Genomic DNA, 12,816 nt, shown 5'->3' with positions numbered 1-12,816 from the left:
CGCGGGAACAGATCGGCTCTGGGTAACATCTATGTAACAGCAGGTGAAATTATCCCTTCCCTAACCCTTTACTGCCACTCACTGGCAACTTTGTGCCTTTGGCTTATCCTGCTTAGGCAGCGGCCCGAACCTTTCGTAAAACTGAGCTACACGAAGTATCCATAGTTTCACCGACTTGCCACAACCAGGGTGGTGCAGCCAGTGGAAACTGAAAAACCAGTACATAGCTACCTAAATACAAAAACTATGAGCAAACCAGAAGAATCAAAACCGAAGATGCAGGACCCGAAGGAGCAGTACAAAAAGCCACCATACCCGAAACAGCAGCAGGAGCCACCCGGCACAGAAGATGAACTGACTCCGCAGGCGGATCATGGCGAGAAAACCTACAAGGGCTCCGGCAAATTAACGGGCCGAAAAGCGGTCATAACAGGTGGCGACTCTGGCATTGGCCGGGCAATAGCCATCGCATTTGCCCGCGAAGGAGCCGATGTGCTCATCTCCTACCTAAACGAAGACGAAGACGCCCGGGAGACAGCAAAATATGTGGAGGAAGCCGGTCGTAAAGCCATACTTGTGCCTGGCGACATAGCAGAGGAATCGCATTGCCAGAAAATAGTGCAGCGGGCCGTGGAGGAGTTCGGCCAGATCGACGTGCTGGTGAACAACGCGGCCTTCCAGATGGCGCGTGAATCGCTGCAGGAAATACCCAGCGACGAATGGGACTACACCTTCCGCACCAACATACACGCCATGTTCTACCTCTGCAAAGCAGCAGAGCCACACATGAAACCCGGCAGCACCATCGTCAACACCACCTCCGTGAATGCCTACAAGCCCACCCCAACCTTACTGGCCTATGCTGCCACGAAGGGAGCGATCCAGAACTTTTCGGCTAACCTGGCGCAACTACTCGCCGAGAAAGGAATACGTGTGAACTGTGTAGCCCCCGGGCCAATCTGGACACCCCTTATCCCGGCTACGATGCCTCCGGATCAGGTAAAATCGTTTGGCAAAGACGTGCCCCTGAAGCGGGCCGGGCAACCTGCAGAGCTGGCCCCTGTCTACGTACTGCTTGCCTCCCAGGACTCCAGTTACATGACCGGCTCTACCGTGCAGGTTACCGGCGGCTCACCTACAATCTGATTCCGATCCGGTTTGCAAGTAAAAACAGGCAATAGACAGACCGTGCCTCAACGGAGTAGCTGTGGCTGAATGACTACTCCATTCAGCCACATTTTTTAACGCCCTATAATTTCATGTTCATACACGTAACTATTGATTTTTCAGAAAGTTAGGACATCCAACAGCCTCAAACTTACTATTACCTATTCATTAATTTTAACACAAGACACAACCTTTTATTGATTCTGTACCTCAATTTTCTTATTTTTGAGGGATTTACTTTTCAAACAAAACTAATTCTCAACTATTTTCGATGTTCTGGCGAAGGTTTAACTGGCTGATCTTAACGTTTTTCATCATTCAGGCTTTCCTACCCCCGAAGCACTTCCTTAACTCGGCGCTTTATAATTCGCTGCCTGATAATACTTCAGATATTGTGGCGCAGCAGGAAGAAGAGGACGCTTCGCCACTGGAACTGATGCTCGAAGAATACCTCGAGTTCATTGAGGAGTCGCTACGAAAAGATCTGGGCAGAGTCGGCAAAAGCCGGTCTGTAAAATTGGTGTCCGAAGCCATTCAAAAAAAGGTAGACACCACCTCCTTACAACATTTTATTCCTGTGGCAGGCACCCCGCTTGCCTATAATCCTCTGGGCTTCCTGCTTTCGGAGTACCACGGCTATTTGTTCCGGTTAACCCCCTTCTGACTTCCCCCATCTTCTTCCCGAGGACATTTCCTCCCTTTTTTCGGGTTCTTGTGTGCAGAGTAAGCTCATGTTTGCTTTGTATAGAAGCTCCTGCCATTCCTTTTTCCTTTTCCGTAACAAAATTCATCAAGTCATAATATGAACCTCCGTAATATTTATTTAGTGGCCGTTAGTTTAGCGGTAGTAGGATGCACCGCCCAGGGCCAGCCAGAAACCCCCTCAAACGATGCACCGTCTTTACCTGTTACCAAACTTATCACCAAAGACACCACCCTGTTCAACGACTATGTCTCTGACATCCAGGCTAAAAAACACGTAGAAATACGCGCCAGAGTAGATGGCTTTCTGGATCAGGTATATGTAGACGAAGGCCAGGAAGTGAAAAAAGGCCAGCCGCTTTTCAGGGTAAACTCGGCAGAGTACGAAGCAGAACTGGCGAAAGCAAAAGCCAATCATAACAACGCAGTAGCCGAGGCGCTCGCAGCAGAGCTGGAAGTTAAACGGGTACGCCTGCTCGTAGACAAAGCCGTAATCTCCAAGTCAGAGCTGGAAGTGGCCAAGGCACGCCTTAAGGCAGCGAAAGCCAGGATCGAGGAAGCCCAGTCAGCCCAGGACAACGCTGCCACCCGGCTCTCCTATACGTTCATTAAGGCTCCCTTTTCTGGTATCATCGATCGTATTCCGTTAAAAACCGGCAGCCTTATAAGCGAAGGGGCGCTACTTACCACCTTATCGGACCTGCAGCATGTGTATGCTTATTTCGAGGTATCTGAGAAAGAATATCTTAGCTATGCAAAAGCCCTGCAGGATGGCTCCGACAACAGGAGCAGCCAGGTGCAGCTGATTTTAGCCGATGGCACCCCCTACAAGCACCTTGGGGAGATCGAAACCATGGAAGGTGTGTTTGAGCCTAACACAGGCTCCATCGCCTTCAGAGCTTCTTTCCCGAACCCGAAAAAGTTACTCAAGCACCACTCCAGTGGTAAAATCAGGCTTGCAAATGCCGTAGACAGCGCCCTGCTGGTACCACAAAAGGCCACGTTCGAGATCCAGGACAAAAACTTTGTATATGTAGTGGACAAGGACAACAAAGTCAGGATCAGGAATTTTGAGCCAAAGGCCAGGTTATCCCACTTCTATATTGTAGCGTCTGGGCTGGAAGAAGGTGACCACGTGGTTTATGAAGGAGTTCATTCCCTAAGAGAAGGCATCAGCATTGAGCCTGAGCTTGTGCTGATGGATAGCCTGCTTGTCGCTAACCCAAGTTAAAACTCCCCCGTCCGGAGCGTGAACACGCTCTTGTTTACCAAAACTCGTAACCGCCTTTTCCCGGCAGGTTCCAGGAAAGATATGTTCTGAGCTCTGCTGCTCCACGGCGGCAGAGGCTTAGAGGCATGCCCTTCTGGTCTGGCAGGGCAATCGGCGGCGAGAGATGGTGTTTAAACATTTAAATCGAGTCCGAACAAGCGACCCCGCTTCCTTCCGGCAGCAGGAAAATACAACCTAACGTTTCATGTTAAAAATATTCATACAAAGGCCGGTTCTTTCGCTGGTCATCTCCTTATTCTTTGTCCTCCTGGGCGTACTGGCCATTATACAGTTGCCGGTTACACAATTCCCAGAGATTGTGCCACCCTCCGTTACCGTTACGGCCAAGTATACCGGTGCCAACGCCGAAGTTTGTACCAATGCTGTGGCCACTCCCCTGGAGCGGGCCATTAACGGTGTACCCGGCATGACCTATATGTCGTCGGTATCAAGTAACAATGGCGTTACGCTTATCCAGGTTTTCTTTGAAGTGGGCACCGACCCCGACCTGGCAGCTGTAAACGTGCAGAACCGCGTGACTACCGTGCTCGACGAGCTTCCTGAAGAGGTGATCAAAGCTGGCGTGACCACGGAGAAAGAAGTGAACAGCATGCTGCTCTATCTGAACCTGATGAGCGAAGACCCGAATGCAGACGAAAAGTTTGTATACAACTTCACCGACATCAACGTGCTGCAGGAGTTAAAGCGGATCAATGGCGTAGGTTTCTGCGAAATTATGGGATCGCGGGAGTACTCCATGCGGGTTTGGCTGAAGCCGGATCGGCTAGTAGCTTATGAGGTTTCGCCCGATGATGTGATCAATGCCATACGTGCTCAGAACGTGGAAGCGGCTCCTGGGAAAGCGGGTGAAAGCTCTGGCGGCTCGTCGCAGATGCTCCAGTATGTGCTCCGCTACACCGGCAAGTTATTTGAACCTTCGCAGTACGAAGAGATCGTGATCCGCGCGAGCGAAGATGGCTCAGGTTCTGTGCTCCGCCTGAAAGACGTGGCCGACATTGAGTTCGGCTCCATGGACTACGGCATGGTTTCCAAGACTGACGGACGGCCTTCTGCCTCCATCATGATCAAGCAGCGCCCCGGCTCCAATGCCAAGGAGGTAATCGAGAACGTGAAATTGAAAATGGCGGAGCTGAAAGAAGCCTCTTTCCCGCCCAGCATGGAGTACAACATCGCCTACGACGTGTCCCGCTTTCTGGATGCCTCTATGGAGGAGGTGCTCTGGACGCTGATCGAAGCCTTCCTGCTCGTTTCTATTGTAGTGTTCATCTTCCTGCAGGATTTCCGATCTACCCTTATTCCGGTGCTGGCGGTGCCGGTATCGCTGGTGGGCACGTTCTTTTTTATGCAATTGTTCGGCTTCTCCATTAACCTGCTAACCCTTTTTGCCATGGTGCTTGCCATCGGTATTGTGGTGGATAATGCCATTGTGGTGGTGGAGGCCGTGCATACCAAAATGCACGAGAAACTCATGCCGGCCAGAGAGGCTACCCTGGAGGCCATGGGAGAAATCAGCGGGGCCATTATTGCCATTACGCTGGTAATGTCGGCGGTGTTTGTTCCTGTTGCCATGATGGACGGTCCGGTTGGCGTATTCTACCGGCAGTTCTCCCTTACGCTGGCCATTGCCATTGTCATTTCGGGTATAAATGCCCTTACGCTTACTCCGGCACTTTGCGCCATCATGCTGAAGAACACGCACACAGACCATAAAAAGAAAAGCCTGCTGCAGAAGTTCTTTGGCAAATTCAACATGGGCTATAATGCCGTAGAAGGTTCTTACAAGGGGCTTATCAGCCGCATAGCAGGCCGCAGGGTTGTAACACTGGGTATCCTGCTCTTCTTTCTGGTGTGTACCTGGGGCATTACCAAAGTGCTTCCGACAGGATTTATCCCGACAGAAGACCAGGGCATGATCTACGTGAACGTGACCACTCCTCCGGGGGCTACCGTGGAGCGGACAGAATTTGTGATGGACAGAATTCAGGAAGCGGCGCAGAAAATAGACGCCGTGGAGAACGTATCGACACTGGCAGGCTTCAGCCTCCTGACAGATGCTGCGGGCGCCTCTTACGGCATGGGCATGATTAACCTAAAGGCTTGGGACGACCGCACCCAATCTGTGGAAGACATTATTGCGGAACTGGAGAAACAGACCAGTCACCTCAGCGATGCCAGCATAGAGTACTTCCCGCCGCCAACCGTGCCAGGCTTTGGTAACTCGAGCGGCTTTGAGCTTCGGGTGCTGGCAAGAGACAAAACTGCTACCCTGACCGAAACCGCGGAGGTCACCAACAACTTTATAGAGGCCATGCGCGGTGCCCCCGAAGTGAGTGCCGCCTTTACCAACTTCGACCCAAGCTTTCCGCAATACATGATTCACGTGGACCAGGACATGGCCGCCAAAAATGGTGTCACCATAGACAATGCGATGGGTACCCTCCAAACGCTGATGGGTAGCTACTATGCGTCTAACTTTATCCGGTTTGGCCAGATGTATAAGGTGATGGTGCAGGCATCGCCCGGCTACCGCACAAAACCCGACGATGTATTAAAAATGCATGTGAAAAACCAATGGGGTGAGATGGTTCCCTTTTCATCGTTTGTAAGGCTGGAGCGGGTATATGGGCCGGAACAGGTGACGCGCTACAACATGTACACCTCTGCCATGATAAACGGAAGTGCAGCAGCCGGCTATAGCAGTGGCGATGCCATTAAGGCCATTGAGCGCGTAGCAAAAGAATCGCTGCCAAAGGGTTTCACTTACGAGTGGTCGGGCATGACCCGCGAAGAGATCCTTTCGGGAAACCAGGCCGTCTACATTTTCCTTATCTGCCTGATCTTCGTGTACCTGTTGCTGGCAGCGCAGTACGAAAGTTTCCTGCTGCCCTTGCCTGTTATCCTGTCGCTACCAACAGGTATTTTCGGCGCCTTCCTGACCTTGCAACTGCTGGGGCTGCAGAACAACATTTACGCCCAGGTTGCCCTCGTGATGCTGATTGGTCTGCTTGGCAAGAACGCCATCCTGATCATTGAGTTTGCCATTCAGCGCCAGAAAGAAGGTCGCACGGTGCTACAGGCAGCGGTAGACGGAGCGGTTTCCCGTTTCAGACCTATCCTGATGACTTCCCTGGCCTTCGTGGCGGGCCTGATACCGCTTTGTATAGCGTCTGGTGCAGGTGCCATGGGTAACCGCTCTATCGGTTCGGCAGCGGCAGGCGGTATGCTGTTCGGTACAATTTTCGGCATCCTGCTTATTCCTGGCTTGTATGTGCTGTTCGCTTCTATTGGGCGCAGCAAAAAGGCGAAAAAGTTACAGTCTGCCTAGTGCACAATCAACTTAGAAATTAAAAATTCAAAATTAGAAATTGAGTTTCTGATGCTTACTATCAGGTACAAAACCGGACTTTCTCTTTCAGGGATGAACTGGTTTGTGCGCTAGATATCCATTCTAACCTATTTATTGATTTTCAGCTTTATGCATTTAAATAGAATTGTTTCTAAATCGATGGCCGGCCTGGCGCTGGTGGCGCTGATGAGCGCCTGCAAGGTGGCCGCACCCGCGCCACTGCCCGCCACTCCGGCTCTTCCAGCCTTTGGTGCTGGAACCGACTCTACCAGCCTGAGCGACCTGGGCTGGCAGGAGTTCTTTAAAGACCCCGCCCTGATTGCTCTGATCGACACGGCCCTGCAACGAAACCCGGACATGCTGGCCGCCGCGCAGCAGATAGAAATAGCCCGGGCCAATGTACAGATGGCCCAGGGCTCCCTATTGCCGCAGATTGCCGGTATGGGCGCCGTAGGCGTAGAAAGATTCGGGAAATATACCATGACGGGTGTGGGCAACTACGATACCAACCTTTCTCCCAACATTTCAGACGATCAGAAGGTATCGGCCCCGCTGGTGCCGGATTATTTCCTGGGCCTGCGCAGTTCCTGGGAAATAGACCTCTGGGGGAAATTACGGAATTCGAAGAAAGCGGCCACGGCCAGGTTCCTGGCCTCCGAAAAGGGCAGACAATTGGTGATAACCTCCCTGATTGCGGATGTGGCGCATCTGTATTATCATTTGCTCGCCCTCGACGTGGAGCTGGAAACACTGAACCGCAACATTGAGCTGCAGCAACACGGGGTTGAACTGATCAAAATTCAAAAAGAGGGCGGCAGAGCCACAGAGCTAGCCGTACAGCAGTTTACGGCCCAGTTGCTGAACACCAGAAGCCTGAAAGTGATGAAGGAACAGGAGATTATCGGAGTAGAGAACCAGCTGAACAGGCTGTTAGGCCGATTCCCGCAGCCCATTGCCCGGGGTAGATCGCTTTATGAGCAGGAACTTCCGGAGGAGGCCCGGGCAGGCGTTGCCTCGGAGATGCTGCGCAGGCGCCCCGACATCCGGATGGCAGAACTGGAACTGGTGGCAGCCAAAGTGGACGTAGAGGCGGCGCGGGCAGCTTTTCTTCCATCGCTTACCATTTCTCCATATGTTGGCTTTAGCGCCTTTAATGCCTCGCTGCTGTTCCAGCCTGCTTCTTTGGCCTATGGTTTGTTGAGCGGGATCTCTGCCCCCCTGCTGAACCGAAACCAGCTGAAAGCCACATACAGGAGCTCGGATGCCAACCGGATCAGGGCCTTTGCTGCTTACCAGAATTCGGTCTTAACCGGGGTGCAGGAAGTGATGACCAGCCTGAACGAGATCGAGAACTACAGGAAAGTGGCCGCGCTGAAAGAGGAAGAGGTGGATGTGCTGCACAGTGCCGTGGAGACATCTAACGACCTTTTTGCCGCCGGCTATGCCACTTACCTCGAAATTATAATGGCACAGCGCAGCGTGCTGGAAGCTGAACTGAACCTGACGAATAACCACGAATCCATCCTTCAGTCTACCGTAAGGCTTTACCGGGCTTTAGGTGGAGGCTGGCAGGAGTAGCACTGTCTCGGTTCAATAAAAAAGAGGTATGACGCACATCATACCTCTTTTTTGTTTGAAACCGGCCGAGCAGCAGCAGAAGAAAACGTTTTGTCTCTGGAGGGCTAATTTCATTTAAATAATTTGTCTTTAGCTCTAAATACCAGCATGCTTGGGTCATCTGTTTATGCTCTGCCTCACAGGGGCAATTATTTGAATGAAAATGGCCCTCCAGAGGTTCTTTGGGCTCCTGCTTCGGAAGGCGGTGCCTGGCAAAATCTTACTGACCTTTTTAATATGCCTTGGTCTGTACGGGCTGTTTGCCGTCCGGATTTTTCCTGACAATTATCCAGATCAGGACAGCCGACAGAAAGGTAAGAGGTGTAAAAAAGGCTTTCTCAAAAAGGGTTTCCGCCATTAAATTACCGACTGTGTTCAAAGCAAAAACGGCCACGAAAAACCACAGAACCCCGTCCAGCAATTTAGCTGGCACGCTTAACTTTATAAAGTTTCCTTTCAGGAGCAGCACCGTTATTAAAATCGCGTTGATTGAAATGGAGATCGCCTCAAAAACATACATTTCCTGAACAGATTGCAGCTTCCCTGCCCAAACAATTTCATATGGGACAATTCCTGCCAGGATGAAAATGTGGAAAATAATGACGGCAGTCAGCAAGCCTAGCATTGTTGTTAAGGCCTGTTTTTTTGTGATTTTATGAAGCATGGTATTTTGGCCAGGGTCATCTAAATTATCTTTTAGTACGTTTGATTTGTTACCCCAGTCATTCCCGTTTAGTCCGGTTTCCGGTCATATAGTTAGCCTGTGCAGTTTGCGCTTTTTTTTTTATAGCAGAGGAACGAAACTTCCGCTATTGCAATAGTACTAAGCAAACCGTCGGCCGAAGGCTGATGTCTACAAACCGTTAGGGGCCGGTTTTCTTTTTCTTCAGGCCGAAATAAATAGTTGTAAGCCCAATTATGAGCAATAAGATGTTACCGAATACAAACCCTTTCCCATATTCAGAAAGCTTTCCAATTTCGCCAATATGCTTCCATAAATTAATTAGGGAAATTATAACGATTACAATCCCAATAGTATTGATGAGGTATTTCAATTCCCTGAATTTTAAAGTTTGTAGCGGCCGATAGTCCGGCCGCTACAAGATTCAATTACTTTCTTACAATAGTTGTTGTAGGCGTATAAAGGCCAAAGGTAACGGCGTTAATCAGCCCGTCCACAAACGTATGTGTTATTGTGACTTCATAATCTTCAGCACCGCCTGCCATATCCTTCGGGTTGGAAACTCCAACTGGCGCAAGTCCATATATTAGATAATGGTTCATCTTCTTTACCTCTACCCCTGTCTGGGCTCCCCTGCCAACAGTATGAGTGTAAGTATAACATGATGACATTGCAACGGTTAGTCCTAGAACTAAAGTTAATTGTAAAAATCCTTTTTTCATTTTTAAAGTAATGCTTTAAAGTGATTATGTTTTCTCTACTCGTTAGGCTTTTCGATTCCGCCCCGTTTTTATGGTGGTTCCTGGACTCCACTATTATCTATTCGATTTCAAACACTTGGTTGGTATTGGCAGCCTATTAATGATTTTCCTTGTTTTATTAACTTCCCAAACACAAGCAGATAAACGTAATACCACCCGATACCTACGCTTATCTGCACTATGTGCGGAGTTGACTTCATCCTTCCTGTGGCCTTTTCGCTTAGTTGCTGTTTCTCAAGATTGATCCTCTGATGAAGAGGTTGCTGAAGACGTAAGTCAAATAAGCAAATAATATACAATTTTCCTATATAGTTTTTACTAAATGTATATTTATAGCTGCAAAACCCTCGCAACATACGCAGTTCCTGCTAGCTTTTGTTGGTTTGACAGCAACAGCTCCCAAACCAACAATTCAGCAACCAACGATTATTTGAATAAAAAAGCCCCTCCCAAGCCTTTTGCTCCTGCTAACCACAGAGCCTGCCCTTCCGGAGAACCCGGCCTCCCCTCCTGCCGAAATAAATTTCCCCTCTTCCGCTTGCAAAATCAAAAACTAATTTTAACTTTGAAACACAAAGTACTTTATATGAATCAGCAGCACGAGCAACTTGCCACTCTCCAGGAGATCCGGAACATCATGGACCGGTCCAGCCGCTTTATTTCGTTGAGCGGACTTTCCGGTATTGCTGCGGGGGTTTGTGCCCTGGTGGGGGCAGGCGTCGTAAAATGGTACCTGAGCACGCATAACATCAAGTACCGCACTGCCATTCAGTCTGGCCTGAACGTAGAAGTGCTGCAGTTCCTGGTGACGGTGGCGCTTCTGGTGATGGTGTTTGCCCTTGCATCTGCTATTTACTTTACCACCCGCAAAGCCCGGAGGCAGCAGCAACCGGTCTGGGATAGCAAAGTGAAACGCCTGCTCCTGAACCTGGCCATTCCGCTAGGTGTGGGTGGTCTCTTTTGTGCGGTGCTGCTCTACCATGGCATTATTTACCTGGTGGCCCCGTCGATGCTCGTTTTCTATGGCCTGGCGCTGATTAATGGCAGCAAATACACCCTGAGCGACATTCGCTACCTGGGCTTCTGCGAGATTGCGCTGGGGCTGGTGGCCAGCCTGTTTATCGGCTACGGGCTGCTGTCGTGGACAATCGGTTTCGGGGTGCTCCATATTTTGTACGGCACCATCATGTACTTTAAGTACGAGCGCTAAGGCAGCAGCAGTGTGAAAGAATACTTAGAAAATATAAACAAAGCCTTCGAGAGCAGGGCCAGGCTCGGCATTATGTCGGTGCTGATGGTAGAGGAACGCGTGGACTTCAACACCCTGAAAGAGACGCTGCAACTCACCGATGGCAACCTTGCCAGCCACCTGCGCGCACTGGAGGAAGCTAGCTACCTTCGTGTAGAAAAGCAGTTTGTGGGCCGCAAGCCTAACACCACCTACCAGGCCACCGACCTGGGCAAAAATGCCTTTAAGGAGCACCTTAATGCCCTCGAGCAACTGATTCTGAACAACCGGAACAACGACTAATTTTTTTGCTTAATAACTTTGAACTTCAAAGTACTTTCAATGGAAAACCCCTAAAGCCGCAATATCATGACAACGAAAGAAAACTTAACTCAAAACAGAAACCAAGCTCCCCGGTTTGTTAATCCCATCCTGCTGGGTGCGGGAATTGCCTTTTTAGTGATCTCATTTTTTGTTTTTGGAGTGGATGCGCCACATCCGGATTGGGGAAAATTCTGGATGATCAGGCCGCTACTCATCACGCCTTTAGCCGGTGCCATGGGGGGAGCATTTTGCGCTTTTATGGACTACCAGCGTTCCCGCGGCTTTAACAGAACATGGGCTATTCTCCTGAGCCTGGTGGTATATGTTATTGGGCTTTGGCTTGGTATAGTGTTAGGATTAGACGGCACCATGTGGGATTAAACCGCCTAAGGCACGGCATGAAAGAAGGAGCTAGAGCACTTTAAGTGATGAACCATGAGAGACGAAATACTTACTCATCTAAACGACCCGGGTCAGCTCGAAAAGCTGTACCGGCAGAACAGGCAAAGCTTTAAAAGTGCCTTCAATACCTTGTACCCAGACCTCCAGGATAGTCCGCTGGCTGTGTTCTGGCACGAAAGGCTCAACTACCTGCACGAGGAAATAACCTGGGGAACACGCAAAGACCTTTATTTTGTAGTAGGTGCTGTACTTCTGGCTGGCATCATAGCCAAAATCCCCGCCATATTTGTTATCGAAGAAGACTTTTTCTACCCCAGAAACATAGGGTTCATCTTTTTCCCGTTCCTGACAGCTTTCTTTGGCTGGAAGAACGCGCTCCAAGTGAGGCAGATTATATTTCTTACTGTGGTAACAGGAGTTGCACTTGTTTTTATCAACTCTCTCCCCGATAATGAGAACAGCGATACCTTGGTATTGTCCTGCATCCACCTGCTCCTGTTTCTGTGGTCCGTTTTAGGCCTGGCGTTTACCGGGAGCAGGTTTGGCAACTACGATAAGCGGCTGGCGTACTTAAGGTTCAACGGCGACTTGCTGGTAATGGCGGCGCTGCTGACCATAGCAGGAGTCATACTTACGGGAATAACAGTGGGGCTTTTTTCGCTGATCGGCGTTGAAATCGAGAAATTCTACTTTGAGTATGTCGTGTTCTTCGGGTTGCCCGCCATCCCCATAGTAGCAACTTATCTTACCCAAACCAATCCGCAACTGGTAAACAAAGTGTCTCCGGTTATTGCCAGGCTATTTAGTCCGCTGGTGCTGGTGATGCTGCTGGCTTATCTTATCGCTATCGTGTATGCTGGAAAAGATCCTTATAACGACCGGGAATTTCTGCTGATTTTCAACCTGCTGCTGATCGGGGTGATGGCCCTCATCTTCTTTTCGGTAGCCGAAACGTCCAGAGTGGCGCAGCGCCGCGCAGCAACCTTCATTCTTTTCCTCCTATCCGTTCTTACCATCACCGTCAATGGCATTGCCTTATCGGCCATTCTGTTCCGGATTTCCGAATGGGGCATTACACCTAACAGGGCCGCAGTTCTTGGGAGCAATCTGCTGATCCTGGTAAACCTCCTGCTTGTAACCGTAAGCCTTTACCAGGTGCTGACAAAAAAAGCTGATATTGCCGACGTAGGAAGCAGAATCGCCGCTTTCCTGCCCATTTACAGTATATGGATCATTATCGTCACTTTCCTGTTTCCCCTCCTATTCTGGTTCAGGTAATAATTGGGTCAGCAGCTT

Annotated in this window: 11 protein-coding genes; 9 read left to right on the top strand and 2 right to left on the bottom strand. The window is 49.9% G+C overall.

The genetic code is table 11. From position 1 onward, the window contains the following. Nucleotides 1-246 precede the first annotated feature (246 nt). The 5 genes from FJM74_RS15400 (at nucleotide 247) to FJM74_RS15380 (ending at nucleotide 8,084) form a co-directional block, all read left to right on the top strand. Nucleotides 247-1,146 carry an SDR family oxidoreductase gene (locus FJM74_RS15400; RefSeq protein WP_241739195.1) on the top strand — a complete coding sequence of 300 codons (900 nt, stop codon included), beginning with the start codon at nucleotides 247-249 and terminating at the stop codon, nucleotides 1,144-1,146. 292 nt (nucleotides 1,147-1,438) lie between these two features. Next, nucleotides 1,439-1,831 carry a hypothetical protein gene (locus FJM74_RS15395; protein ID WP_187263523.1) on the top strand — a complete coding sequence of 131 codons (393 nt, stop codon included), beginning with the start codon at nucleotides 1,439-1,441 and terminating at the stop codon, nucleotides 1,829-1,831. Between the two features lie 138 nt (nucleotides 1,832-1,969). Continuing rightward, nucleotides 1,970-3,100 carry an efflux RND transporter periplasmic adaptor subunit gene (locus FJM74_RS15390; protein WP_187263522.1) on the top strand — a complete coding sequence of 377 codons (1,131 nt, stop codon included), beginning with the start codon at nucleotides 1,970-1,972 and terminating at the stop codon, nucleotides 3,098-3,100. 244 nt (nucleotides 3,101-3,344) lie between these two features. Further along, a complete protein-coding gene (locus tag FJM74_RS15385) occupies nucleotides 3,345-6,485 on the top strand; it encodes an efflux RND transporter permease subunit (protein WP_187263521.1) in 3,141 nt (1,046 codons plus the stop codon). Nucleotides 6,486-6,635: 150 nt separating this feature from the next. Next, a complete protein-coding gene (locus FJM74_RS15380; protein WP_187263520.1) occupies nucleotides 6,636-8,084 on the top strand; it encodes a TolC family protein in 1,449 nt (482 codons plus the stop codon). A gap of 271 nt (nucleotides 8,085-8,355) precedes the next feature. Here the strand turns inward: FJM74_RS15380 and FJM74_RS15375 are convergent, their stop codons facing one another. Together FJM74_RS15375 and FJM74_RS15370 are read right to left on the bottom strand one after the other, a co-directional pair. Continuing rightward, nucleotides 8,356-8,787: a hypothetical protein gene (locus tag FJM74_RS15375; RefSeq protein WP_187263519.1), complete on the bottom strand. Its 432-nt coding sequence runs from the start codon at nucleotides 8,785-8,787 to the stop codon at nucleotides 8,356-8,358. Between the two features lie 446 nt (nucleotides 8,788-9,233). Beyond that, nucleotides 9,234-9,527 carry a Bor family protein gene (locus tag FJM74_RS15370; RefSeq protein WP_187263518.1) on the bottom strand — a complete coding sequence of 98 codons (294 nt, stop codon included), beginning with the start codon at nucleotides 9,525-9,527 and terminating at the stop codon, nucleotides 9,234-9,236. Nucleotides 9,528-10,152: 625 nt separating this feature from the next. On the opposite strand from FJM74_RS15370, the gene FJM74_RS15365 reads away from it, so the two are divergent. From FJM74_RS15365 to FJM74_RS15350, 4 genes are all read left to right on the top strand, one after another. Then, the gene (locus FJM74_RS15365; protein WP_187263595.1) at nucleotides 10,153-10,776 is read left to right on the top strand and encodes a hypothetical protein; all 624 of its coding nucleotides are present in this window, start codon (nucleotides 10,153-10,155) and stop codon (nucleotides 10,774-10,776) included. Nucleotides 10,777-10,788: 12 nt separating this feature from the next. Further along, nucleotides 10,789-11,097 (top strand): winged helix-turn-helix domain-containing protein, encoded by a 309-nt coding sequence (locus FJM74_RS15360; RefSeq protein ID WP_187263517.1) that lies wholly within the window; start codon nucleotides 10,789-10,791, stop codon nucleotides 11,095-11,097. A gap of 66 nt (nucleotides 11,098-11,163) precedes the next feature. After that, nucleotides 11,164-11,499: a potassium transporter KefB gene (locus FJM74_RS15355; RefSeq protein WP_187263516.1), complete on the top strand. Its 336-nt coding sequence runs from the start codon at nucleotides 11,164-11,166 to the stop codon at nucleotides 11,497-11,499. Between the two features lie 54 nt (nucleotides 11,500-11,553). Next, nucleotides 11,554-12,798 (top strand): DUF4153 domain-containing protein, encoded by a 1,245-nt coding sequence (locus FJM74_RS15350; protein ID WP_187263515.1) that lies wholly within the window; start codon nucleotides 11,554-11,556, stop codon nucleotides 12,796-12,798. Nucleotides 12,799-12,816: the final 18 nt, after the last annotated feature.

Source organism: Pontibacter beigongshangensis (genome assembly GCF_014332515.1).
GTDB lineage: Bacteria > Bacteroidota > Bacteroidia > Cytophagales > Hymenobacteraceae > Pontibacter > Pontibacter beigongshangensis.
The sequence above is the reverse complement of the archived record's forward strand: the minus strand, read 5'-3'. Positions and strand labels throughout refer to the sequence as shown.

Bases quoted from the DNA above. Each gene is read 5' to 3' on its own strand.
- FJM74_RS15400 (WP_241739195.1), top strand. From the start codon at position 247: ATGAGCAAACCAGAAGAATCAAAACCGAAGATGCAGGACCCGAAGGAG.
- FJM74_RS15395 (WP_187263523.1), top strand. From the start codon at position 1,439: ATGTTCTGGCGAAGGTTTAACTGGCTGATCTTAACGTTTTTCATCATT.
- FJM74_RS15390 (WP_187263522.1), top strand. From the start codon at position 1,970: ATGAACCTCCGTAATATTTATTTAGTGGCCGTTAGTTTAGCGGTAGTA.
- FJM74_RS15385 (WP_187263521.1), top strand. From the start codon at position 3,345: ATGTTAAAAATATTCATACAAAGGCCGGTTCTTTCGCTGGTCATCTCC.
- FJM74_RS15380 (WP_187263520.1), top strand. From the start codon at position 6,636: ATGCATTTAAATAGAATTGTTTCTAAATCGATGGCCGGCCTGGCGCTG.
- FJM74_RS15375 (WP_187263519.1), bottom strand. From the start codon at position 8,787: ATGCTTCATAAAATCACAAAAAAACAGGCCTTAACAACAATGCTAGGC.
- FJM74_RS15370 (WP_187263518.1), bottom strand. From the start codon at position 9,527: ATGAAAAAAGGATTTTTACAATTAACTTTAGTTCTAGGACTAACCGTT.
- FJM74_RS15365 (WP_187263595.1), top strand. From the start codon at position 10,153: ATGAATCAGCAGCACGAGCAACTTGCCACTCTCCAGGAGATCCGGAAC.
- FJM74_RS15355 (WP_187263516.1), top strand. From the start codon at position 11,164: ATGACAACGAAAGAAAACTTAACTCAAAACAGAAACCAAGCTCCCCGG.
- FJM74_RS15350 (WP_187263515.1), top strand. From the start codon at position 11,554: ATGAGAGACGAAATACTTACTCATCTAAACGACCCGGGTCAGCTCGAA.